Raw genomic sequence first — 19456 nt, 5'->3', positions numbered from 1 at the left:
TCTGAAACATCCCGAAATATTCAGGTCGCCACGGTAGCGTTAATCAGCCCTTTTTCCCATAGGGCAACAAACGCAGACCACTGGCCACCGCTCCCACCAGTGCAAACCCGCAGCCCAGCCACAGCGCATAATGCGGGCCGCTGCCCACGGACAGGTGGAAACACAACGCTACCAGCGATGCGCCCAGCGTCTGGCCCAGCAGGCGTGAAATCGCCACGATGCCGCTCGCCCCGCCACTGCGCGCCAGCGGTGCGCTGGTCATCAACGCCTTGAGGTTGGGTGACTGGAAAAAACCGAACCCGGCCCCGCACAGCGCCATGCGCCAGCCGATATCAAATGCCGAGGCGCCGCTGCCCAGGGTGGCCAACGCAGCCATCCCCACGCTGAGCATCAACAAGCCGATGCCGCACAGCACGCCCAGGGACACACGGTCCGCCAGACGCCCCGCAACCAGCGCCATCACCGCCACCACCGCCGGCCATGGCGTCATCAGGAAACCGGTTTCCACCTGGCTATGGCCGAGCACCGCCTGCAACAAAAACGGCAGGGACACAAAGGCCAGGCCCTGGGCGCTGAAGGCACACACAGCCGTCAAGGAAGACAAGGCAAACACCGGGCGCTTGAACAGGTCGAGCGCCAGCATCGGTGCCGGGTGCCCGGCCTGGCGCCGCAACAGCAGCACGCCGCAGACCAGTGCCACAGCAATCACACCCAGCGTCAGCGCACCCTGGGCACCGTGCACCGCCGTGCCCAGGCCCAGCACCAGCAGGGCGAACAGCCCGGCGCACAGTACGGCGGCAAGACGGTCGAACGCATGCCCGGTCATCGGCAGGGTCGGCAACGAGCGCACGCCCAACCCCAAGGCCAATAACCCCAGCGGCACGTTGATCAGATACAACCAATGCCAGGTCGCCACCGACAGAATCGCCGACGCAGCCGTCGGCCCAAGGGTAAAGGCCAACCCCACCACCAACGAGTTATAGCCCAGCCCGCGCCCGAGCATTTTTGACGGGTAGATATGCCGCAGCAACGCCGTGTTCACGCTCATGATCGCCGCCGCCCCAAGCCCTTGCGCCACTCGCGCGGCAGTCAGGGTGAGCAGCGAGCCGGCCAACCCGCAAAACAGCGACGACACAATAAACAGCAACAACCCGCCGAGGTACACCCGGCGATGCCCCAGCACATCGCTGAGCGAAGCAAACGGCAACACCGTGGCGATGATCGCCAACTGGTAGGCATTGACCACCCAGATCACCGAAGCGGAATCGGTGCCGATCCCTTCGGCCAGGGTCGGCAACGCCGTGTTGACGATGGCCGTGTCCAGGGTCGCCATGCCGATCCCCAGGGAGATCGCGATCACGGCCGGCAGGCGTTTATCGAGGGGCAACCCATCGGCAACAGAAGACATGAACAATCCGCGCAGGTGACTAAGGCGGTTAGATTAATGGCAGCCGCGAATTTATTCAGTGGCCGATTGGCTAACTGTCCGTATTTTCATGTTCGCCAGTGCCCGGTTTTAGCCATCACTCCTACCGCCTCGGCAAAACCCGCCTGGGGCAACGTGTTGAGCGTGACCAGCCCCACGCAGCGTGTCGGTTTCAGGGTCGCCGTGTGCGTCGCCACGCGTGCGGCCTGTTCCACACCGGCCAGCACCGCCTCGGGGATATGCAGCGCGTTCATCAGTTCCAGCACATCCTGGCCGAGCGCCACGTCATCGGCCTCGCGCAGGTACGGTACGATCACCCGGAAACCCTGCGCCGCCAGCGGCCCGCTGACCGCCGCAAACACCTGCACATCCGCCGCCAGCAAGATGATCGCGCGGCCGTCCTCCGGCCCGAACTGCTCATAACGCACCTCCCCCTCATCCGTGCTCACCTGTTGCAGCGCAAACGCCGGGGCGGTGATCACCACCGTCGCCAGCAATAAAAAACCACGACGGTCAAACATCTCTCACCCCCACGATCAATTCACTGCCCAGCCAAGCGGCCAGGTATTCACCTGCCTGCATCACGCCCGCGTCCTCCCCCAGGCGTTGCACAAGGAACTCACATAGCCCGGCGAAACTGCCGTCAGCCTGTACCTGCTGCACCGCCTGAAGTTCCAGCGCATCCACCTGACGCAGCCGCGAGGTGAATTGCCGCCGCCACACCAGCAAACCGCCCGCCTGTTCCAGCATCACCGCTTCCGGCGCGCACGTTTCCTGCCACAGCGCCGACCAGATGGCCTCGGCATTGGTGGTCAAGTCGTGGCAACGCAACGACGGTGTGAGCTGCAATACCGCCGTGTCCCAGTCCAGCTCGGCCAGCGCTTCCAGGGTCAGCGGTTGCGCGTCAGCGGCGACAAAGGCCTCATTCAGGGCCGACTCGATCCAGGCCAGCTCATGCACATCCGGATTCTGTGGAAACACATCCTTCAAGGTGGCGTGGAACCCCTCGGGGTACGCATCCAGGGTCCAGGCATAGGGCGGATGGTTGTCGATATGGGTAATGCTCGCGGCCAGAAACGCTTGCTCTCCAAGCCAACGGCGCAGGTTGGGGAACGCCTGTTCGAGGCAGCCCACCAACTGGGCGCGGTAGTTGTTCTGGTACACCGCCAAACCGACGTGATTGCTGCCCAGCAACTGCGCGGATTCATCCGACGCGTTCACCAGCCAGCGGCGAAAAGCCTGCTGAAGTTGCGCCAGGTTCATAGCGCCGCCCCCAACGTCCGGGCCATCGACAGTTCCTGAAGCAGCTCGGCGAGCGGCGGGATCTCATCATCACGCTCGATCATGGTCACCACCGGCCCCAGCCGTTGCATGGCCCGTGCGTACAGTTCCCAGACGCCGGTGCACACCGGGCTGTCATGGCTGTCGATCAAGATGTCACGGCCCTGGCTGTGGCCGGCCAGGTGCACCTGGCGTACTCGCTCGGCGGGGATGCCGTCGAGAAACGCCAGGGCGTCGAAACCGTGATTGCTCGCACTGACAAACACATTGTTGACGTCCAGCAGCAGTTCACAGCCGGTGCGCCGGGCCATGGCCGTGATGAACTCCCACTCGGTCATGCAGGCCCCCTCGAACGCCAGGTAACTCGACGGGTTCTCGAACAGCATCGTACGGCCCAGCACGTCCTGGGCCTGGTGGATATTGGCGCAGACCCGGTCCAGCGCTTCGTCGGTGTAGGGCACCGGCAACAAGTCATGGGCATTGAAACCGCCACTGCGCGACCAGCTCAGGTGGTCGGAGACAAACAGCGGTTCAATTTCATCCACCAGCGACTTGAGGCGCCGCAGGTAGTCGGTGTCCAGCCCTTCGGCGGTGCCGATGGACATGGACACGCCATGCAGTGCCACCGGGTAGCGCTCGCGCACCTGGCGCAGGATGTGCCGGGGCTGGCCGCCCGCGACCATGAAGTTTTCGGAGATCACTTCGACAAAATCCACGGGCACCGAAGTCTCCAGGAAGTCGCAGTAATGCTCCTTGCGCAGCCCCAGGCCGTAGCCTGAAAAGTGAGGGTTGGATGTCGACATGACGGATCTCCGCAACGAATAAGTGGCGAGCCCACACAGGGCCCGCCGGGTGGATTACTTCGGTTCGGTCAAGGTGCCACCGGCCTTGAGGCACTCGGACGGGGTCTTGACGATCACGCCTTCGCCCTTGCAGCTGTTGAGACCCTTGCAGTCGTTCTTGGCGGTGGCACACAGGCTGGTGCCTTTACAGGTGTTGACGCCGTAGCAGCGGCCGGGTTTTTCCTGTTGGTCGGCGGCGCTGGCGGCGCTGGCGGCGCTGGCGAATGAGGCCGAGGCCATGGCGATAAGGGCGGCAGCGGCAGCGAGGCTCAGGCGGGATTTGAGTGCAGTGTTCATGGGTGTTTCTCCAGGGTTGGGGTGAATTACTTGATAACGGAAGCAGCGTCTTCGATGACCTTCGCCACAGCCTCGGGCTGGGAGATGTACACCGAGTGGCTGGCCTTGATTTCGGTGACCTTGGAACCGGCACGCTTGTACATCCAGCGCTGCAGGTCGGGGCTCAGGGCTCGGTCTTCGGTGGAGACCACCGCGTAGGTCGGCTTTTTGTGCCAGGCCGCGGCCCACACGGTGCCGCCGAACAGGGCAGTGGTCGCGGGCACCTGGGACGCGGCCATGAAGTCGGTGCGGTTGGTGGTCAGGTCGGCGGCAAAGTCGGCGTTGAACCTGGCACGGTCGAAGAACAGGTGACCGTCGCGGCTCTGCTTGATGTCATCGCTGGGCGCCGGCATGGAGCCGATCAACTGGGCCATGTTCTCGCCCACTTCCGGTTGCAGCGCCGACACGTAGACCAGCGACTTGACCTTGTCGCGGTCGCCGGCAATCGAGATCACCCCGCCACCGGAACTGTGACCCACCAGCACCACCGGGCCGACTTGCTGCTCCAGCACTTCGCGCGCCTCGGCCACGTCGGCGGCCAGGTTCTCGTGGCCCTGGTGCACCACCGTGACCTTGTAGCCCTTGTGAATCAGGATGTCGTGCACCACACGCCAGCCGGAGCCGTCGACAAACGAACCGGGCACGATCACCACGCTTTTACCGGTGCCGGGCTGCGGGGCATCCGCGGCCTGGGCCAGCATCGGAACGGTCAAGGCCATAGCAATGGCCAGGGAAGAAAGCATACGCATGGGAAATCTCCATCAAAGTTAAGAACGTTTGCCCAGCATCAGGCGGTCCAGCGACCAGGCCCCACCGCCATAAGCCAGCAGCGGCAACAACAGCCCCGCCCAGGTCAGGTGCACCGGCCAGGCATCGGGGTACACAAACACCTCGATCACCAGGGTCATGCCCAGTAGCGCGGCGGCGGCCGGACGGGTCAGCAAGCCCAGCACCAGCAACAGCGGGAACAGGTGCTCGGCGTAGGTCGCCAGGTGCGCCGCCCACTCCGGCGGAATCAGCGGCAAGGCGTACTCCGAGCGGAACAGCGTGTAGGTCGACGGCTTGAGTTCAATCAACCCGGTGACCTTGGTGCGTCCCGACAGAAAGAACACCGCCGCGATCGCCACCCGCGCCACCAGCAACAGCAGGGCTTCGGGCAGCAGGCGCTGGATCACGGTTGCTCCGTGAGGCTGCCGAAGCCTTTAGGGGTCTTGATCTGGGTGCAGGTGCCTTTGTCCACCAGCACCCAGGCGTTGCCCTGATAGTCGGTGGTGGCGGTGCCGGCACACGAGGTGCCTTTGCCGGCGGCGCAATCGTTGGCACCGGCGAGGGACACGCCAAAGCATTTTTCCTGGGGCTTGGGCTCGTCGGCGTGAGCCACGGCCGCGAAGGCGCTGAGGGACAGCGCAAGGGTTGCCGCGAGGGCTGCGTAAGGACGCTTCATAAGATGAGTCTCCTGGCTTGACTGAGGGTGGCCAGGGCGCTTGGGGTCGGTGACCGCCTGCGCCAGCTGGTGAGCAGAGTTAAAGCCAGGCGTGTATCCGCTCTGTGTCGCGAACGCGACAGAACGTCATGCAGGTGTATCAGGATGGTGCAGGGATACAGTTCGATACACAGTCAATAAAACAGTGCCAAAACCCCGGCGCTTTATTCGGCATCCCGAACGACACAATTAGAAATATTCGCCTTTCCGAACGAAGGCCCTCCCCTGTCGTCGACGACCGCAAAAATCACCATAAATTTCATGCGGTTGTTGTCATGTTTGATACATGCCAACTGGCATACATTCTGCTTTATCAGTATTTCTAGTAATAAAATGTTTCAGCTCTGAGACAGTCTCATCCCCTGAAACAGGCTCCGTGACGTCACCATAAAAACGACCACGCCCCAAAGGAGGGCAGCCTTTAACACGGTTGATCGACATCATTTTTCCAAGACTGCTGCTGCACATCTGTACCCCAAAAAGGGCGAATGGCCTGATCGCCAATAACAAGCCTGACTATAAAAAGGACGATTTGATGAGCTCGAGCAAGAACCACGCAGTGTCCTTCCTGGACGCAGACCATCCCGCGCCGGCCGCCCCTGACAGCACCCTGGGCTTTGGCCCCTATCTATTACTGGCCAAGCAGCATGTGTTGTTGCGCAACGGCGTGCCGGTCACCCTGGGCAGTCGCGCGCTCTACCTGTTGATTGCCCTGGTGACCCGTGCGGGAGAATTGCTGGAGAAGGCCGAACTGATCGCCTTCGCCTGGCCCAAGGTGGTGGTGGAAGAATGCAACCTGCGCGCACAGATCGTCGCGCTGCGCCGCGCGCTGGGTGACGATGGCAACTGCAGTTATATCGTCACCGTGCCGGGCCGCGGCTATCGCTTTGTCGCCCCCGTCACCGTACAGGCGGCCAGTGAAGAGCACCTGCCCGCGCCCTATGTGCGTGTGGATGAGCCCAACCTGCCGACGCCGACGGCTGAGGTGATCGGCCGCGACGCCTTGATCGCCAGCCTGGCCGACCAGGTCATGAGCCAGCGCTTCGTGACCCTCACCGGCCCCGGCGGAATCGGCAAGACCACCGTGGCCATGGCGGTGGCGCAGCGCCTGGCCGGTGAACTCAATCTGGGCACGTGCTTCGTCGACCTGGCCCCCGCCACTGGCGGGCAATGGGTGGCCGGCATGCTCGCCAGTGCATTGGGTATCCAGACCGTCAGCGCAGACCCGCTGCACTGTGTGGTCGCCAGCCTGGCCAACCGCCGCTTGCTGCTGGTGCTCGACAATTGCGAACACGTACTGCCGGCCACCGCCGACGTGGTCGAAATCCTGCTGCGCAGCGCCCCGCAATGCTGTGTGCTTACCACCAGCCGCGAACCGCTGCGTGCACACGGCGAACGGGTGCATGACCTGGCGCCGCTGGAGGTGCCCGACGCACACGCCCACCTCAGCGCCCAGCAAGCCCTGGCATGGTCCGGCGTGCGTCTGTTTGTGGAACGCGTACGCGCCCTCGACCCGGGTTTTGTGTTCACCGACGCCGACGTCGCGGCCGTCAGTGCGATCTGCCGCAAACTCGACAGCAACGCGCTGGCGATCGAGATCGCCGCCGCCCGCGTGCGCACCTTTGGCATCCAGGACCTGGTGGGCCTGCTCGACGGCAGCTTCCGCCTGCAAATGACTGGCCGGCGTACCGCCCTCGCCCGGCACCGTTCCCTGAGCGCGACCCTGGACTGGACCTACGCCATGCTCAGCGACGACGAACAGGCCATGCTGCGCCAGCTCGCGGTGTTCACTGGTTCCTTCACCCTGGAGGCGGTCAAGACGATGACAGCCTCCAGCCGCCTGGCCCCACGCAACGCCCTGCCCTTGCTCGAAAGCCTGATGGACAAGTCGCTGCTGATCGCCAGCGAATCCACCGTGCCCAAGCACTACCGCCTGCTGGAAACCACCCGCGCCTACGCCCTGGAAAAACTCGACGAACAAGGCGAAACCCGTACCACTTGCCAGCGTCATGCGCGCTATGCGCTCGGCGTGCTGCAGGAAGCCGGGCGAACCCTGGATGGCTTGTCGCCGGGCACCTGGCTGGCCCTCTACGCTGCGCAAATCAATACCATCCGGGCAGCCCTCGACTGGGCCTACTCGCCCACCGGCGACCTGTCCCTGGGCATCGAATTGACCCTGGGCGGCGTGCCGTTGTGGCTGCGGGTGTCCTTGATCAGCGAGTGCCGCAGTTGGGTCGACAAAGGCCTGGCCAGCGACGCCCTCATCCCGCTGCCCTTGCGCCAGCGCATGTTGTTGCATACGGCCCTGGCCAGCGTGCTGATGCTCACCTACGGCACCGGCGGCCCGATGCGCGACGCCTGGCGCCAGGTATGCGAAGACGCCCGCGACCTCGGCGATGCCGAGCACAAGTTGCGTGCCCTGTGGGGCCTGTGGACCGACCGCTGCGGCTGCAACCAGTACACCGAAGCCCTGGAACTGGCCGAGCGCTACATCGCGCTGAACAGCAGCGGCAGCCAACAATTGCTCGGCAAGCGCATGCGTGCCGTGGCGCTGTTCCATATGGGTGACCTGACGGGGGCACGGCAGAACATCGATGAAGCCCTGGGCTCGCCGTCGGCACCGCGTTCGCACATCATCGACCTGCAATTCGACCAACGCATCGCCGCCCGCTGCCTCAAGGCCAAGGTGCAGTTGCTTGAAGGCGATGTCGACCCGGCGCTGCGCCTGATCGGCAGTTGCGTCGAGGAAGCCATCTCCCTCGAACACCCTGCGACCCTCTGGTACACCCTGTGCCTGGGTGCCATACCCCTGGCACTGTTGGCATCCAACCTGCCGAAAGTGCGCTATTACCTGGGCCTGCTGCAAGACAGCACCACCGGCCAGGACCTGCATATCTGGCGGCAATTTCGCCTGTGTTTCGAAAACATCCTGCTGATCCGCGAAGGCGCCCCGGAAACCGGCGTGCCGCAACTGGGCGAAGCCTTGCACCACTTGCAAGGCCAGGGCGACAGCCAGCTCTACAGCCTGCTGCGCTGTGAGTACGCCCTGGGCCTGGCGCGCCTGGGCCTGGAAAAACTCGCCCTGGAAGTGCTCGAAGACACCCTGCAATTGGCCCTCGGCCGCCATGAACGTTGGTTCGTGCCGCAAATACTGCGGATCAAGGCGCAACTGATCCTGCGCCAGGCGCACTACGGCTCGGTGGACAAGGCCACCGTGCTGCTGCGCCAGGCCTGGGTGGACGCGCAGTTGGCGGGCGCGCATTTTTGGCGGGCGCAGATCGCGACCGACCTGGCGCGGTTGCAGGAACCCAAGTTGCGCATCGCCTCGTTGCCGCGGCTCCAGCACCGGTAGTGATTGAACATGGGATGAATCGCACAAGCTTTTACAGCGGTGAAATGACCCTGTCAGGCAGACCAGGATAAGTACTCGCTCAAACCGTCGGAGTGGACCAACGACAACCACGATGTAGGAATTGATTGAACCCAGCAGTAAGAAATGGAACTGATGGAGGCGCTCAGGACACTCATGATCGGCTTCCGTCCCGGCCAATGAAGGACCCTACCTATGTTTCCATTTCTTGCTGCAATCATTCCCGCCTTGATTGGCGCTGGCAAAGCAATCGCTGTCGGTGCCGTCACCGGTGTGGCCACTGCCGGCGCCACCTACGGCACAGGTAAAGCGATTAAAGCCATAGCAGGTGAAAAGACAGCTAAACCAGCACCCGACAAGGAACCAGCCGCCGCGCCCCCCAAAAAACCGCCAGTATCGCTTGAGCCGTCCTGGAAAGCCTTGAAAAACGAGGTCCCCGAACATCTGCGCCTCCCGGAAAAACCTGCCGTGAAAGAGGCGACCTCTGTCGATTCACCTGGACCGGCAGTCGATACCGCCCTCGAAAAGGCGCCAACAGTCGTAGGCGCAGCCAATCCGGTTGCGCCTGTCTTACCCGTTGTGGCGGCGGCCCCAACCTCTGGAGCCATGCGCGTCTGATCTGAAGTAAAGGCGATGACACCGCCTTTACTTCAGATCAGACGGGCTGCCACCAACCAGTCCGCTACTGCCTGGAATGCGGCATCAGGTACCGGGTCGCCAGCCACCGCCTTTTTTGCGATGTCCGCTGCCAGGGTTTTGTCCGGCGCATGGGGAATCCCCAGGTCATACGCCTCCTGCAGCATCAACAACGCCTCCTCCGGGGAGGCCCGGCACACGATCACCGGCACCGGCGTTTCCCCGCGCACATAACGCACGCCAACCACCCAACCGTCGGTGGTGCCGATCATCAAGGACGCACGGCCCAAACCCAACTTGGTCGCCAGAGCCTGCATCTCGTTGCGCTGGCGGCGGCGTTCGCTTTTGATCAGCGGGTCGCCGTCGATGTCCTTGCGTTCGCGCTTGGTCTCGCTGCGGGTCATCTTCATGTCGCGGCCGAACAGCCAGCGTTGCATCATCACGTCCACCCCGCCCACCAGGATGAATGCGCACAGCACGGTAAACACCAGCGGCTTGAGCACCAGGAAGAATGTCGACTGCATGCACTCGGCACCGCAGCGCGACGACTCCATCAGCGCCTGCAATGCATGCTTGCCCACCACGTAGAACGCGATTGCCAGCACCTGCACCTTGATCAGGCCCTTGATGAACTCCACCAGGTTGCGCAGCGCAAAGATCTTCTTCATACCCTCCGCCGGGTTGATGCGTTTGAACTCGGGTTTGATCGGGTCCGTGGAGAACACAAACCCGCGCATGGTGATGATATTGGTCAGGATCACCACGCCGGTGGTCACCGCCATCACCGGCAACGTGATGCCGATCACCAGTTGCTCGGCATGGTCGAGCACCCGTGGCCACACCGTGGCGAACGGTTCGACGTAGATCAGCGCGGTGAGGTCGATCAGCGCCGTGACCTGGGCCTTGGCCCGTGGCGCCAGAACGGAAATGCACAGTGTGCAGAACAGGATGACCATGCCCGACACCAGGTCCTGGCTCTTGGCAACCTGGCCCTTTTTGCGTGCGTCCTGGAGCTTCTTGTCCGTGGCCGGCTGGGATTTTTCTTCGCTGGTATCGGCCATGGGCTACTCCATGCCGACCAGGGTCTTGAGCAGTTCGACCGTGCCGCGAAACTCCGCCAGTTGGTCGAGCATCAGCGGGATCAGGAAGCCGATGTAGACCACCATCAGGATCGTGAAAAACAGGTTTTTCACCGGCAGCGACAGGTCGAAGATATGCAGGTTCGGCGCCATGCGCGACAGGTAGGCGAGCATCAGGTCGGTCACCAGCAGTGCGATCAGCAACGGCGAGACCATCAGCACGCCGACGCGCATGATCTGGTCAAGGATCGACAACACCGCCAGCAGCGCCGAGCTGGCGAACACCGGCGTGAACGCGGTGACCGGCCAGAGCTGATAGCTGTGGTAATAGCCGTCGACCATCAGGATGAACCCGCCGGACATGAAGAACAGCGTGATCAGCATCACCGTGAGCAGGGTCGCCATCACGCTGGATTCCCCGGACGACAGCGGGTCCACCAGTTGCGCCATGGTCGAGCCGCGTTGCAGGTCGATCAACTCCCCCGCCACCTCGGCGGCCCAGAACGGAATGCCGAACAGCAGGCCGATCAAAATGCCGATCAGGAACTCCTTGATCAGCAATCCGGCGATAAACAGGCTGCCGTGCTCCGGCGTTGATGTCAGCGCGTCGAACACCGGGAAGAACATCGGGATGGAAATCGCCACGGCCACACAGCCGCGAATCATGCCGGTGAGGCCCAAGCGGTTGAACGCCGGGGTGATCACCACCACGCCCATGGCACGGCAAGCGGCAAGCGACGCGGAGCTGATCACCGGGTAGGCGACTTCGAGGAACTGCGCGGTCAGGCTGGCATCCATGGGCGGTCAGCGCGTCCACATCGCAAAGTTGTCCAGCACCTGGCCGCCGAGTTCCGCCACCTGCCCGGCGAGCACCGGCCCCAGGAACACGATGGTCAGCAACACCGCGACCAGCTTCACCACCTGGGGTAATGTCTGGTCCTGGATCTGCGTCAGCGCCTGGAACAGGCCCACGCTCAAGCCCACGATAATCGCCACGCCCAACGCCGGTGCGGAGAGCATCAGCACCGTCATCAGCGCCTGTTTCATCAATGACAGGAATACGTCCTGGCCCATGGGGCGTGCCTCAGCCGTAACTCAGAATCAAACCGTGCATCAAGCGCGACCAGCCGCTCAGGGACACGAATAAAAAAATCTTCAGCGGAATGGAGATCAGGTTCGGCGAGACCATCGACATGCCCATGGCCATCAGCACGTTGGACACCAGCAAGTCCACCACCAGGAACGGGATGTACAGCAGAAAGCCGATCTCGAAGGCGCGGGTCAGTTCCGAGCTGACGAACGCCGGGATCAGCACCACCAGGTCGTCGTCACGCAAATCGGCGCGTGCTTCAGGCGACCAGATGGTCTCGGTGGCCTGCACGAAAAAACCGCGTTCGGACTCATTGGCAAACCGCTTCAGGTGCGCTTGCAACGGTGGACGCAATGCATCGCCCAAATCCTTGAGTTGCTCCACATGCTCGATGTTGAGGTCGCGCCCCTCCACCTGCCGGTACATGTCGCCAATCAACGGCGTGGTCACGTACACCGACAGGATCAACGCAATGCCGTACAGCACCAGGTTCGGCGGCGTCTGTTGCACGCCAAGGGCGTTACGGATCAGGAACAGCACCACCGAGATCTTCATGAACCCGGTGAGTGTCACCACCGCCAGCGGGATCAGCCCGATCGTCGCAACGACCAGGATGATCTCGATCAGGTTCGGCTGATAACCGGTCATGGGGTGGCAAAACTCAGCAGGCGCACACCCAGGCCGTCGCCGATTTTCACCAGTTGGCCCTGGCCGACGCGACGGCCGTTGACCATCAGGTCGACGCTGTCCACACCCGGCGTGTCGAGCTGCAACAGGCTGCCGGCGCCCAGTTCACGCAACTGCGCCAGGGTCAGTTCCAGGCTGCCCACCTGGCACACCAGTTTCAACGGCAGGTCATCCAGCGCAACGGCGGCATCAACATCAGTCATGGGGTTCTCCGGTTCCACAAAGGGGGCTTTCAAGGCTTCCTGCAGGCGCAGGACTTCGCCCTGGTATTGGCAGAGCGCCTGCAGGCGGCCATCGAGGTCGAGCAACAGGCCCGGGCCTTGCTCCAGCATCAGCACATCACCGGGGCGCAGGCTGCGCAGTTCACCGAGGGACAGCCACTGGCGCCCCGCCACCACCGCCAGGGTCTGGCGCAGGCCTGGCAAGGGGTCGGGTTCGACCTCGGCGTATTGCGCCAGCAGTTGCGTGACCAGTACGGCGGCGCTTTCGCTCAGGTCCAACTGGGCGCTCATCGCGGGCTGGTGGCCGAAGGTCAATTCCAGCGCCAGCCGCAGGGCAAACACGCCCTGCTCATCAGCGGCTTCGAGCACCTGCAGCGGGTGACCGAGCAACGGCTCCAGGCTTTCGATCAGGTCGAGCAACGCCAGCTCCAGCAACAACGCGCGCGGCAGCGCAGGCAACGGCTGCACATCGAACGGCAGCGCCAACGGCAGCATCAGTTGCTCCAGCGCCGCAGCGGGCAAACTCAGGCGCATCGCGGCACCGCCAAGCGACAGCGGCACATGACGCGGCGCGTCAAGGCGGCGCGCTGCGGCGGCCCAGCTCACGCGCAAGTCCTGCCCGCCGCAACGGCCCTGCCAGGGACGGCAGCGGCGGTGCAACTGGTTGTGCAGAGCCAGTAACGCCGGGTCGTAGTGGGTCAGCCACGGCGACAGCGAATCGGCAAGGGCTGGAATCATGTGCCGGCGCCTTCATCACGCAGCTCGCCCACCCGGCGCTCGGCGCTTTCACGGCCCTCAAGCAGGCTTTGCCAGGCCTCGGACTGGCGCTGGCGGCTCAGGCGCTCCTGACGGAACACATCGCGCTCGCGCTCCTGGCTTCGCAGCGTGGTGGACACGTGAGCCACATCGTTTTCCAGTTGCTGCTGGTCATCCGACAGGCCGCGCAGGCGATCCTGGGCGGCCTGCCAACTGGCGACCGACAGGCCTTCGGTCAGGGACGCATAAACCTGCCGCGCTTCTTCGGCAATCGCCTCACGGTGCAGGCGCAATTGCTCCTTGGCGTCAGTCAGCACACCGTGGGTCTGCTCGCAGCGTTGCTGCTGCGCGGCCAGTTGGCTGGCGGCCCGCTGTTCACGCAACACCCGCAGGGTTTGCAGGGTGCGTAGTTGTTGGGTTTTCATTGGATTTGCTCCTTGTTCATGCCAGTACCCGGCGCATGTGGGCCAGGGTCTGTTCCAGGTTGCTCGGCTCACCCGCGTTCTGGCGCAGGAAGGCTTCGATAGCGGCGTGGCGGTTGATCGCTTCATCGGCCAAAGGATCGCTGCCGGCGGAGTACTCCCCCACGCGGATCAGCATTTCGATCTCGCCATACCGCGCCATCAATTCACGCATGCGCATCGCCAGCCGCTTGTGCTCTTCACCGGCGACCTGCTCCATCAAACGGCTGCGACTGCGCAACACATCCACCGCCGGAAAGTAGTTGCGCTGGGCCAACTCGGCGCTCAAGACGATGTGACCGTCGAGGATCGAACGGGCCTCTTCGGCCACCGGATCGCTGGCGGCATCACCCTCGGTCAGCACGGTGTACAGCGCGGTAATGCTGCCGGTGGGCCCGGGGCCGGCGCGTTCCAGCAAACGCGGCAAGGCCGAAAAGAACGACGGCGGATAACCGCGCCGGGTTGGCGGCTCGCCCACCGCCAGGCCGATCTCGCGCTGGGCCCGGGCGAAACGCGTGAGGCTGTCCATCAACAGCAATACGTTGCGGCCCTGGTCGCGGTGGTACTCGGCCAGGGTGGTGGCGACAAACGCCGCACGCACCCGCTCGGCCGCCGGGCGATCCGAAGTGGCAACCACCGCCACCGTGCGCGCACGGGCCTGGGCGTCGAGCTGCACATCGAGCAATTCACGCACTTCCCGGCCCCGCTCGCCGATCAGGCCGATCACGATCACATCGGCTTCGCTGTTGCGGATGATGCTGGCGAGCAGCGACGACTTGCCCACACCGGGCTCACCGAAGATGCCCATGCGTTGGCCCTGGGCCAGGGTCAGCAGGCCATCGATGGAGCGAATGCCCAGGGCCATGGAACGCACGATCAACTGTCGCGAAAACGCTGCCGGGGGTTCAGCGTGCAGCGGGTAGTGCTGCAAGGCCACGGTCGGCGGCATGCCGTCGCCGTCGAGGAAATCGCCCATGGGGCTGATGACCCGGCCGAGCTGCGCATCCCCGACGGCCACGCCCAGGGTCTCGCCGGTGGCGGTGATTTGGGTGCGCGTGGACAGGCCTTCCATGGAGCCGATGGGCGACAGGATGGCCTCGTCACCGTCAAAACCGATCACCTCGGCGCTCAGGCTGCGGGCGCTGCCGGGGTCGCGCAGCTGGCACAGCTCACCGATGCTCGCCCCGGCCACACTGGCGCGCAGCAATACACCGCGAATGCTCAGCACGGTGCCGTGCATGGGCCGCGGGCGCGCCTGGGCCAGGCGCTCGCAGAGGCGTGGCAGCAGCTGTTCCAGGTTCATGCCAGGCCCTCTTCGGCAAAGGGCAACAGGCTGCGACGCAGGTTCTGCAATTGGGCTTCGAGGCCCAGCTCCACGGAGCCGGCCGGGCTGTTCAGGCGAGCCTGTCCGGCGCTCAGCTGTTCATCCGCATCCACCGCGATTGCCAATCCCTCCAGCTTGAGGCGTTGGCGCAGGGCGTCCACGTCCGCCGGCGGCACCCACAAGGTCAGGGCCTGGTCCTGGCGAAACGCACTCAACGCCTGGCGGGTACTGCGCACCACACGCTCGGCGTTGTCCAACTCCCCCAGCACTTCGTGCACGATACCCAGGGCCAGGTCGACCAGGGACGTTTCCAGACTGCTCAAGTAATGCTGCACCTGGGCTTGGGTAGCGAGCAGCAGTTGCGCCACCTGTTCAGCGCCGGCTTGCCGAGCACTTTCAAAGCCCTCTGCGCGGGCACTGCTCAGCCATTGCTCGCTGTCGGCGCGGATCTGCTCGGCCTGCGCCTTGGCCGCTTGCAGGAAGGCAAAGCCATCGCTCCACAACGCGGCGTCTTCGGCGCGCAGGATGCGGGCGGTGGGACGGCTTGGCAGTTCACTCATGGCGTGATCTCCTCGGCCAGCAGGCACGCAGCGGCGGCCTGGACGATTTCCAGGTCGCGCGGTACACGGGCGCCGTGGCCCTGGGGAAAGGCAAAGCGCAAACGCAGCCAGCCCTGCCAGTCGGCGTGCTGGGCGTGCAGCCAGGCCGCGACACAGCCTTGGCCATCGCGGTCGACGGCGTCGACCAACTCGACCGGCTCGCGCAGCAGATCCGCCGCACCACCGAGTTGGCGCAAGGCCAGGGCGCTCACGAAGACCTCAGCGCCCAGGGCTTCGCGCAATTCGTTGACCACCTCGCGACGGATCTCGCGGCTCAGGGTCGGGGCGTGCCAGATGGCGCCGCACAACCTCGGCAAGCGGGCAAACTGTGCCGGCGACAACAACAGCACCGCCAAGTCCGCCGCCATCGGCGTGGTCAATTGCGCCATGGGTGCCAGTTGATAATGACTGACCAACAACTGCTCCAGGCGCTGGCGAAAGCGTGGCTGGCCCTGCATCGCCTGCAGCACGGCGTCTGGCAATTCATCGGCAACACATGCACCCAGGCTCGGCCCGCGCACAAACCGCAGCGGCTCGGCAATCAGCCCCTGCCAGCGTTCGAACAAACTCATTCACCCTCCTTGAGCACATACAACGCCTGGGACTGACGACGTGCCCACTGCTGACGGGCGAGCACACCCACCGCACCGAGTGCGATCAGCGACAAGGCCCCGAACATCAGCCGCGCCTGGGCCAGGTTGTCTTCCAGCAGCCACAGGCCCATGAAGCGCGCCAGGCGCGGTTGCGCCGGGTTCTGGCTGATGGCGACGGCGGCCTTGATCGCCGTCACCGAAACGCCGTCGTAACTCAGCCCGGAGATACCGTTGGCGACCAGGGTCTTGATCTGCGGGATCAGCGTATTGATGTCGGTGCCCGGGTCGTAACGCACCAGTACCGAGGCCGATGACGGCGAGATCACGCGCTTGAGCAGGTCGTTGTCCGGCAGCACCACGTGCACGCGGGCAGCGACGATGCCGTCGATCTGCGACACCGAATGCGAAAGCTCTTCGCTGAGCGCATAGATCATCTGCGCCCGCTCCTGCACCGGCGACGACACCAGGCCATTGCCCTTGAACACCTCGCCCATGTTGGAAAAACTCTGCTGCGGCAGGCCGGCGTTGTCGAGCAGGGTCATGGCTTCGGCAAAGCGTGACTCATCGACCACCACCTTGAGCTGGCCGTTGTCCTGGGCCTTGCGCTCGGCCGGGACGCCACCGCGCAGCAGTACCGCGACCATGGCGTTGGCGTCGCGCTCGCTGAGGTTGGTGTAGAGGTCGGTGTTGCACGCCTGCAACAGGCTGGCGAGCAGGCCGATCAGCAACAGGCGCAGCGCACGGTTTGGGCTTGGCATGATGTTATTGCCCCTTGAGCAGCGTGTTGGCGGAGCCGGAAATCTGTGTCGCACCGCGCACCACCATCTGGGTTTCGATGGAGTAATCGAACATCTTGCCCAGGGAGTGGACGATCTGGTCGACCTGTTGCTCGCCGACTTTTTTCCCGGGTTCACCCTGGGGCGAAGCACTGGCGGTGCGGATTTCTGCCTGGGCCGGCGGCGGTGCCGAAGGATTGTTGGTGAGCAAGTCGGCGCGCTCGGAAAACGCCCGCGTACGGTCGATGAAACTGTTCATGCGCTCCATCAGGCCCGAGCCGATCTGGTGCGGGCTGGCGCCTTCGGGCATGCCCTTGGCGGTGTTGGCCATGTGCTCGAACAGGTTCTGCGAGGCCCCGGCGGGCCCCGCGCCGGCAGACGGCGGCAACGCCGAAGCGCCGGCGGCGAGACTGATAGTCATAGGGGCTTCCTACTCTTCGTCGTCATCGGACATGGCGTCGTTCAGCAGTTCCTGCATCTTCGGCATGATGATGAACTGGCCGCCGTAAGTGACCGCCTGGGTGATGAACGAATCGGTGAGTTCGGCGTCGGTGGGCTCGGCGGGCTTATCGGCGGCCTTGGCGTTATCCACCGCCGCGTTGAACCTGGCTTCAGGGCTGGCGCCACCAGGGGCGAGATTGCTGTCTACGGCCGTTACGGACATGGTGCTGCTCCTTTACTGGGTTGGGGTTTCGGTACTGACTTGGGCGCCACGGAATACCCGCACACCGCGCTCGCGCGCCACCGGGGCGGCGGCGACCTTGGGTTGCAGGTGATCGACATGCTGCTGCACCAGCGCCAGGTACGGCGGTGGCCCGGAAACGAACACTTCATCGCCCTCGGGGCCGTTGCGCATGGACAACTGCTGGCCGAACACATCGAGGTTGCCGAGGTAGGCCTGCAACTGGTCGAGGTCCAGGGCACTGGCCTTGAAGAGCCTGGTGCTGATTTCATCGCTGGCGTTGAGGTACAAGAGGTTGCCGTCGAAGTACCAGGTGAGGCCGTTGGTGCTGCACAGGGTTTGCAGGAACTCCCCGGCGGTGGCCGCGCGAATCGTGCTGCGGGCCTTGCCGCGGACCTTGTCGGAGAGCACCAGCGGCACATCGAGGTTGTGCCCGAACTCTTCCAGGGCACTGCGCACGTCCTGGTCCACCAGCACGTAGGCGTAGGGTTGGGAGAACCAGTCAGGCTCTTCGGCAGCGTGGGCGAAACTGGCGCTGAACAGGCATAGGACAGCCATCAAAAATATGCTTACATGGCCTCCGCCTTCGCCAGACGAGTTGTGACGATGACCCCTAGATTTCTGCTCGCCAGTACCCTGCTGCTGACCGCCTGCGCCCACCCACCTGCGACCGATGCCGACAAGTCCCTGCAACTGGCCAATGACCTGAGCCAGCGCGGCGACTACGCCAGTGCGGCAGCGCTGTACGAGCGGGCGGCGCAGCAACCCGGCGCAGGTATCGAGCTGTGGCTCAAGCTCGGCCAGGCCAGGCTCGACGCCAAGGATGCGGCGGGCGCCGAGCGGGCCTTCCAGCAGGCCCTGGGGTTCGACGCCCGCAATGCCGAAGCCCTGCTCGGCCTGGGCACCGCGCAATTGCAAGTGGGCAAGACTCAGCGTGCCGTCACCGCCCTGGGCCAGGCGGCCGGGATCAGCGGCTTGCCGGTTGCGTACACCCGCCTGGGTGTCGCGCAGATCCTCAATGGCCAGGCCGCGGCGGCGCAAACCGCGTTCGCCAAGAGCCTGAGCCTCAAGCCCGACGACCTCGACAACCGCTGCAACCTGGCCCTGGCGTATGCGCTGGGCGGGCAGTCGCAGCAGGCGTTGGACACCATCGCCCCGGTCGCCCAGTCGCCCCGCGCATTGGCGCGGCATCAGCGCAATGCGTTGTTGGTGATGGTGTTGACAGGACATGAAGACCGCGTCGCTGCGCTGCCGTTGGACGATATTCCCGCAGCCGAACGGGCGCGGTTGGTGGATGAAGCCAAGCGGATCAAGGCGATCAGTGATCCGCTGGCCCAGGCACGAGAGCTGGGGTTGGTTGATTCGCGTTGAATCTGTTGTAGGTGAGCGTTCTGTGGTGAGCAGGGTTGTTGTACAAGCAACACAGGTCATTGCTTGCCCCCCGCCGCATCGGCCTTGGCTTCTTGCTGATCCTTGCGCCGCTGCAATTGCTCGCGGTCAAACCCTTCGATGTACACCTGGGCAGCGCGGCCCACTGGCGCGGCCATCGCCGGCCCTGTAGGGCGGCCTTGGGTCAAGTCCTGCTTGCGCTCGACCATCTGCATCAGGTTCAAATTGTTCGCACAGCCGAGCGCCAACGTCGGCTTGAAATCCTCGCCCAGCCCAATGGTGTCCGTCGCCGGGGGTTGCTGGCATTGGGTCGGCAAGCCATCGGCGCGGTATTCGGATGAGTAGTACGTCGGCGCCAGGTGGGTCTGGCAACCCATCAGCGCCAGGGGCAACAGCAGCAACACACGTAAAACATTCATGGCAGG

At 64.1% G+C, this 19456-nt stretch carries 25 protein-coding genes; 3 read left to right on the top strand and 22 right to left on the bottom strand.

The features are described from left to right. Positions 1 to 43 precede the first annotated feature (43 nt). The 8 genes from K5K89_RS12845 to K5K89_RS12810 all read right to left on the bottom strand — a co-directional run bounded on the left by K5K89_RS12845 (position 44) and on the right by K5K89_RS12810 (position 5329). Positions 44 to 1408 carry an MFS transporter gene (locus K5K89_RS12845; RefSeq protein ID WP_222541553.1) on the bottom strand — a complete coding sequence of 455 codons (1365 nt, stop codon included), beginning with the start codon at positions 1406 to 1408 and terminating at the stop codon, positions 44 to 46. An 86-nt stretch (positions 1409 to 1494) separates the two neighbouring features. Then, positions 1495 to 1947 (bottom strand): alpha/beta fold hydrolase, encoded by a 453-nt coding sequence (locus tag K5K89_RS12840; RefSeq protein WP_222541552.1) that lies wholly within the window; start codon positions 1945 to 1947, stop codon positions 1495 to 1497. Beyond that, a complete protein-coding gene (locus K5K89_RS12835) occupies positions 1940 to 2689 on the bottom strand; it encodes a DNA-binding domain-containing protein (RefSeq protein ID WP_222541551.1) in 750 nt (249 codons plus the stop codon). Before K5K89_RS12835 ends, K5K89_RS12840 begins: the two co-directional genes overlap by 8 nt. Then, positions 2686 to 3510 (bottom strand): DUF692 domain-containing protein, encoded by an 825-nt coding sequence (locus tag K5K89_RS12830; protein ID WP_222541550.1) that lies wholly within the window; start codon positions 3508 to 3510, stop codon positions 2686 to 2688. Before K5K89_RS12830 ends, K5K89_RS12835 begins: the two co-directional genes overlap by 4 nt. Positions 3511 to 3564: 54 nt before the next feature. Continuing rightward, positions 3565 to 3846: a hypothetical protein gene (locus tag K5K89_RS12825; protein WP_092245013.1), complete on the bottom strand. Its 282-nt coding sequence runs from the start codon at positions 3844 to 3846 to the stop codon at positions 3565 to 3567. Between the two features lie 26 nt (positions 3847 to 3872). Next, positions 3873 to 4634 (bottom strand): alpha/beta fold hydrolase, encoded by a 762-nt coding sequence (locus K5K89_RS12820; protein ID WP_071491921.1) that lies wholly within the window; start codon positions 4632 to 4634, stop codon positions 3873 to 3875. Positions 4635 to 4652: 18 nt separating this feature from the next. Next, entirely contained in the window at positions 4653 to 5060 is a 408-nt protein-coding gene (locus K5K89_RS12815; protein WP_092245010.1) for a DoxX family protein, read from the bottom strand. Then, positions 5057 to 5329 carry a DUF2282 domain-containing protein gene (locus tag K5K89_RS12810; protein WP_049712652.1) on the bottom strand — a complete coding sequence of 91 codons (273 nt, stop codon included), beginning with the start codon at positions 5327 to 5329 and terminating at the stop codon, positions 5057 to 5059. The genes K5K89_RS12815 and K5K89_RS12810 overlap by 4 nt, the downstream gene beginning before the upstream one ends. A gap of 574 nt (positions 5330 to 5903) precedes the next feature. On the opposite strand from K5K89_RS12810, the gene K5K89_RS12805 reads away from it, so the two are divergent. Further along, the gene (locus K5K89_RS12805; protein ID WP_222541549.1) at positions 5904 to 8720 is read left to right on the top strand and encodes an ATP-binding protein; all 2817 of its coding nucleotides are present in this window, start codon (positions 5904 to 5906) and stop codon (positions 8718 to 8720) included. Between the two features lie 213 nt (positions 8721 to 8933). Continuing rightward, a complete protein-coding gene (locus K5K89_RS12800; protein WP_222541548.1) occupies positions 8934 to 9356 on the top strand; it encodes a hypothetical protein in 423 nt (140 codons plus the stop codon). Between the two features lie 32 nt (positions 9357 to 9388). On the opposite strand, the gene K5K89_RS12795 is transcribed toward K5K89_RS12800, so the two are convergent. From K5K89_RS12795 to K5K89_RS12735, 13 genes are read right to left on the bottom strand one after another with little or no spacing between them, the layout of a single operon-like run. Further along, positions 9389 to 10435 (bottom strand): EscU/YscU/HrcU family type III secretion system export apparatus switch protein, encoded by a 1047-nt coding sequence (locus K5K89_RS12795; RefSeq protein WP_071491924.1) that lies wholly within the window; start codon positions 10433 to 10435, stop codon positions 9389 to 9391. Positions 10436 to 10438: 3 nt separating this feature from the next. Then, on the bottom strand, positions 10439 to 11251 hold the full coding sequence (gene sctT / locus K5K89_RS12790; RefSeq protein WP_222541547.1) for a type III secretion system export apparatus subunit SctT: 813 nt from the start codon (positions 11249 to 11251) through the stop codon (positions 10439 to 10441). Between the two features lie 6 nt (positions 11252 to 11257). Then, positions 11258 to 11527, bottom strand: coding sequence for an EscS/YscS/HrcS family type III secretion system export apparatus protein (locus K5K89_RS12785; protein ID WP_071491926.1), 270 nt, complete (start codon positions 11525 to 11527; stop codon positions 11258 to 11260). Positions 11528 to 11537: 10 nt separating this feature from the next. Then, on the bottom strand, positions 11538 to 12191 hold the full coding sequence (gene sctR / locus K5K89_RS12780; RefSeq protein WP_017137580.1) for a type III secretion system export apparatus subunit SctR: 654 nt from the start codon (positions 12189 to 12191) through the stop codon (positions 11538 to 11540). Then, positions 12188 to 13189, bottom strand: coding sequence for a type III secretion system cytoplasmic ring protein SctQ (gene sctQ / locus K5K89_RS12775; protein ID WP_222541546.1), 1002 nt, complete (start codon positions 13187 to 13189; stop codon positions 12188 to 12190). Before sctQ ends, sctR begins: the two co-directional genes overlap by 4 nt. Further along, on the bottom strand, positions 13186 to 13632 hold the full coding sequence (locus K5K89_RS12770; protein WP_071491928.1) for a hypothetical protein: 447 nt from the start codon (positions 13630 to 13632) through the stop codon (positions 13186 to 13188). The genes sctQ and K5K89_RS12770 overlap by 4 nt, the downstream gene beginning before the upstream one ends. A gap of 16 nt (positions 13633 to 13648) precedes the next feature. Then, entirely contained in the window at positions 13649 to 14971 is a 1323-nt protein-coding gene (locus tag K5K89_RS12765; RefSeq protein WP_071491929.1) for a FliI/YscN family ATPase, read from the bottom strand. Further along, entirely contained in the window at positions 14968 to 15552 is a 585-nt protein-coding gene (gene sctL / locus K5K89_RS12760; RefSeq protein WP_071491930.1) for a type III secretion system stator protein SctL, read from the bottom strand. The genes K5K89_RS12765 and sctL overlap by 4 nt, the downstream gene beginning before the upstream one ends. Continuing rightward, a complete protein-coding gene (locus tag K5K89_RS12755) occupies positions 15549 to 16163 on the bottom strand; it encodes a type III secretion protein (RefSeq protein WP_222541545.1) in 615 nt (204 codons plus the stop codon). Before K5K89_RS12755 ends, sctL begins: the two co-directional genes overlap by 4 nt. Continuing rightward, the gene (sctJ, locus tag K5K89_RS12750) at positions 16160 to 16942 is read right to left on the bottom strand and encodes a type III secretion system inner membrane ring lipoprotein SctJ (protein WP_222541544.1); all 783 of its coding nucleotides are present in this window, start codon (positions 16940 to 16942) and stop codon (positions 16160 to 16162) included. The genes K5K89_RS12755 and sctJ overlap by 4 nt, the downstream gene beginning before the upstream one ends. Before the next feature lie 4 nt (positions 16943 to 16946). After that, a complete protein-coding gene (locus tag K5K89_RS12745; RefSeq protein WP_058425050.1) occupies positions 16947 to 17381 on the bottom strand; it encodes a hypothetical protein in 435 nt (144 codons plus the stop codon). Between the two features lie 9 nt (positions 17382 to 17390). Next, positions 17391 to 17624: a hypothetical protein gene (locus K5K89_RS12740; RefSeq protein ID WP_092244980.1), complete on the bottom strand. Its 234-nt coding sequence runs from the start codon at positions 17622 to 17624 to the stop codon at positions 17391 to 17393. A 12-nt stretch (positions 17625 to 17636) separates the two neighbouring features. Continuing rightward, the gene (locus K5K89_RS12735) at positions 17637 to 18200 is read right to left on the bottom strand and encodes a type III secretion protein (RefSeq protein ID WP_222541543.1); all 564 of its coding nucleotides are present in this window, start codon (positions 18198 to 18200) and stop codon (positions 17637 to 17639) included. Positions 18201 to 18248: 48 nt separating this feature from the next. Here K5K89_RS12735 and K5K89_RS12730 point away from each other — a divergent pair, with 48 nt between their 5' ends. Further along, positions 18249 to 19013, top strand: a complete 765-nt coding sequence (locus tag K5K89_RS12730; RefSeq protein ID WP_222541542.1) for a tetratricopeptide repeat protein — start codon at positions 18249 to 18251, stop codon at positions 19011 to 19013. Between the two features lie 56 nt (positions 19014 to 19069). Here K5K89_RS12730 and K5K89_RS12725 read toward each other — a convergent pair whose 3' ends face one another. Beyond that, complete coding sequence (locus K5K89_RS12725; protein WP_071491936.1) at positions 19070 to 19450, bottom strand: hypothetical protein; 381 nt, start codon at positions 19448 to 19450, stop codon at positions 19070 to 19072. Positions 19451 to 19456: the final 6 nt, after the last annotated feature.

Source organism: Pseudomonas sp. DR208, assembly GCF_019823005.1.
GTDB lineage: Bacteria > Pseudomonadota > Gammaproteobacteria > Pseudomonadales > Pseudomonadaceae > Aquipseudomonas > Aquipseudomonas extremorientalis.
This window is presented reverse-complemented; position numbering and strand designations above follow the sequence as displayed.

What these genes read in the sequence shown, in the direction of transcription:
- K5K89_RS12800 (WP_222541548.1), top strand. Translation starts at nt 8,934, where the DNA reads ATGTTTCCATTTCTTGCTGCAATCATTCCCGCCTTGATTGGCGCTGGC.
- K5K89_RS12820 (WP_071491921.1), bottom strand. Translation starts at nt 4,634, where the DNA reads ATGCGTATGCTTTCTTCCCTGGCCATTGCTATGGCCTTGACCGTTCCG.
- K5K89_RS12730 (WP_222541542.1), top strand. Translation starts at nt 18,249, where the DNA reads ATGACCCCTAGATTTCTGCTCGCCAGTACCCTGCTGCTGACCGCCTGC.
- K5K89_RS12835 (WP_222541551.1), bottom strand. Translation starts at nt 2,689, where the DNA reads ATGAACCTGGCGCAACTTCAGCAGGCTTTTCGCCGCTGGCTGGTGAAC.
- sctJ (WP_222541544.1), bottom strand. Translation starts at nt 16,942, where the DNA reads ATGCCAAGCCCAAACCGTGCGCTGCGCCTGTTGCTGATCGGCCTGCTC.
- K5K89_RS12845 (WP_222541553.1), bottom strand. Translation starts at nt 1,408, where the DNA reads ATGTCTTCTGTTGCCGATGGGTTGCCCCTCGATAAACGCCTGCCGGCC.
- K5K89_RS12830 (WP_222541550.1), bottom strand. Translation starts at nt 3,510, where the DNA reads ATGTCGACATCCAACCCTCACTTTTCAGGCTACGGCCTGGGGCTGCGC.
- K5K89_RS12735 (WP_222541543.1), bottom strand. Translation starts at nt 18,200, where the DNA reads ATGGCTGTCCTATGCCTGTTCAGCGCCAGTTTCGCCCACGCTGCCGAA.
- K5K89_RS12795 (WP_071491924.1), bottom strand. Translation starts at nt 10,435, where the DNA reads ATGGCCGATACCAGCGAAGAAAAATCCCAGCCGGCCACGGACAAGAAG.
- sctQ (WP_222541546.1), bottom strand. Translation starts at nt 13,189, where the DNA reads ATGATTCCAGCCCTTGCCGATTCGCTGTCGCCGTGGCTGACCCACTAC.
- K5K89_RS12840 (WP_222541552.1), bottom strand. Translation starts at nt 1,947, where the DNA reads ATGTTTGACCGTCGTGGTTTTTTATTGCTGGCGACGGTGGTGATCACC.
- K5K89_RS12745 (WP_058425050.1), bottom strand. Translation starts at nt 17,381, where the DNA reads ATGACTATCAGTCTCGCCGCCGGCGCTTCGGCGTTGCCGCCGTCTGCC.
- K5K89_RS12825 (WP_092245013.1), bottom strand. Translation starts at nt 3,846, where the DNA reads ATGAACACTGCACTCAAATCCCGCCTGAGCCTCGCTGCCGCTGCCGCC.
- K5K89_RS12725 (WP_071491936.1), bottom strand. Translation starts at nt 19,450, where the DNA reads ATGAATGTTTTACGTGTGTTGCTGCTGTTGCCCCTGGCGCTGATGGGT.
- K5K89_RS12810 (WP_049712652.1), bottom strand. Translation starts at nt 5,329, where the DNA reads ATGAAGCGTCCTTACGCAGCCCTCGCGGCAACCCTTGCGCTGTCCCTC.
- K5K89_RS12765 (WP_071491929.1), bottom strand. Translation starts at nt 14,971, where the DNA reads ATGAACCTGGAACAGCTGCTGCCACGCCTCTGCGAGCGCCTGGCCCAG.
- sctR (WP_017137580.1), bottom strand. Translation starts at nt 12,191, where the DNA reads ATGACCGGTTATCAGCCGAACCTGATCGAGATCATCCTGGTCGTTGCG.
- sctT (WP_222541547.1), bottom strand. Translation starts at nt 11,251, where the DNA reads ATGGATGCCAGCCTGACCGCGCAGTTCCTCGAAGTCGCCTACCCGGTG.
- K5K89_RS12740 (WP_092244980.1), bottom strand. Translation starts at nt 17,624, where the DNA reads ATGTCCGTAACGGCCGTAGACAGCAATCTCGCCCCTGGTGGCGCCAGC.
- K5K89_RS12755 (WP_222541545.1), bottom strand. Translation starts at nt 16,163, where the DNA reads ATGAGTTTGTTCGAACGCTGGCAGGGGCTGATTGCCGAGCCGCTGCGG.
- K5K89_RS12785 (WP_071491926.1), bottom strand. Translation starts at nt 11,527, where the DNA reads ATGGGCCAGGACGTATTCCTGTCATTGATGAAACAGGCGCTGATGACG.
- K5K89_RS12805 (WP_222541549.1), top strand. Translation starts at nt 5,904, where the DNA reads ATGAGCTCGAGCAAGAACCACGCAGTGTCCTTCCTGGACGCAGACCAT.
- K5K89_RS12770 (WP_071491928.1), bottom strand. Translation starts at nt 13,632, where the DNA reads ATGAAAACCCAACAACTACGCACCCTGCAAACCCTGCGGGTGTTGCGT.
- sctL (WP_071491930.1), bottom strand. Translation starts at nt 15,552, where the DNA reads ATGAGTGAACTGCCAAGCCGTCCCACCGCCCGCATCCTGCGCGCCGAA.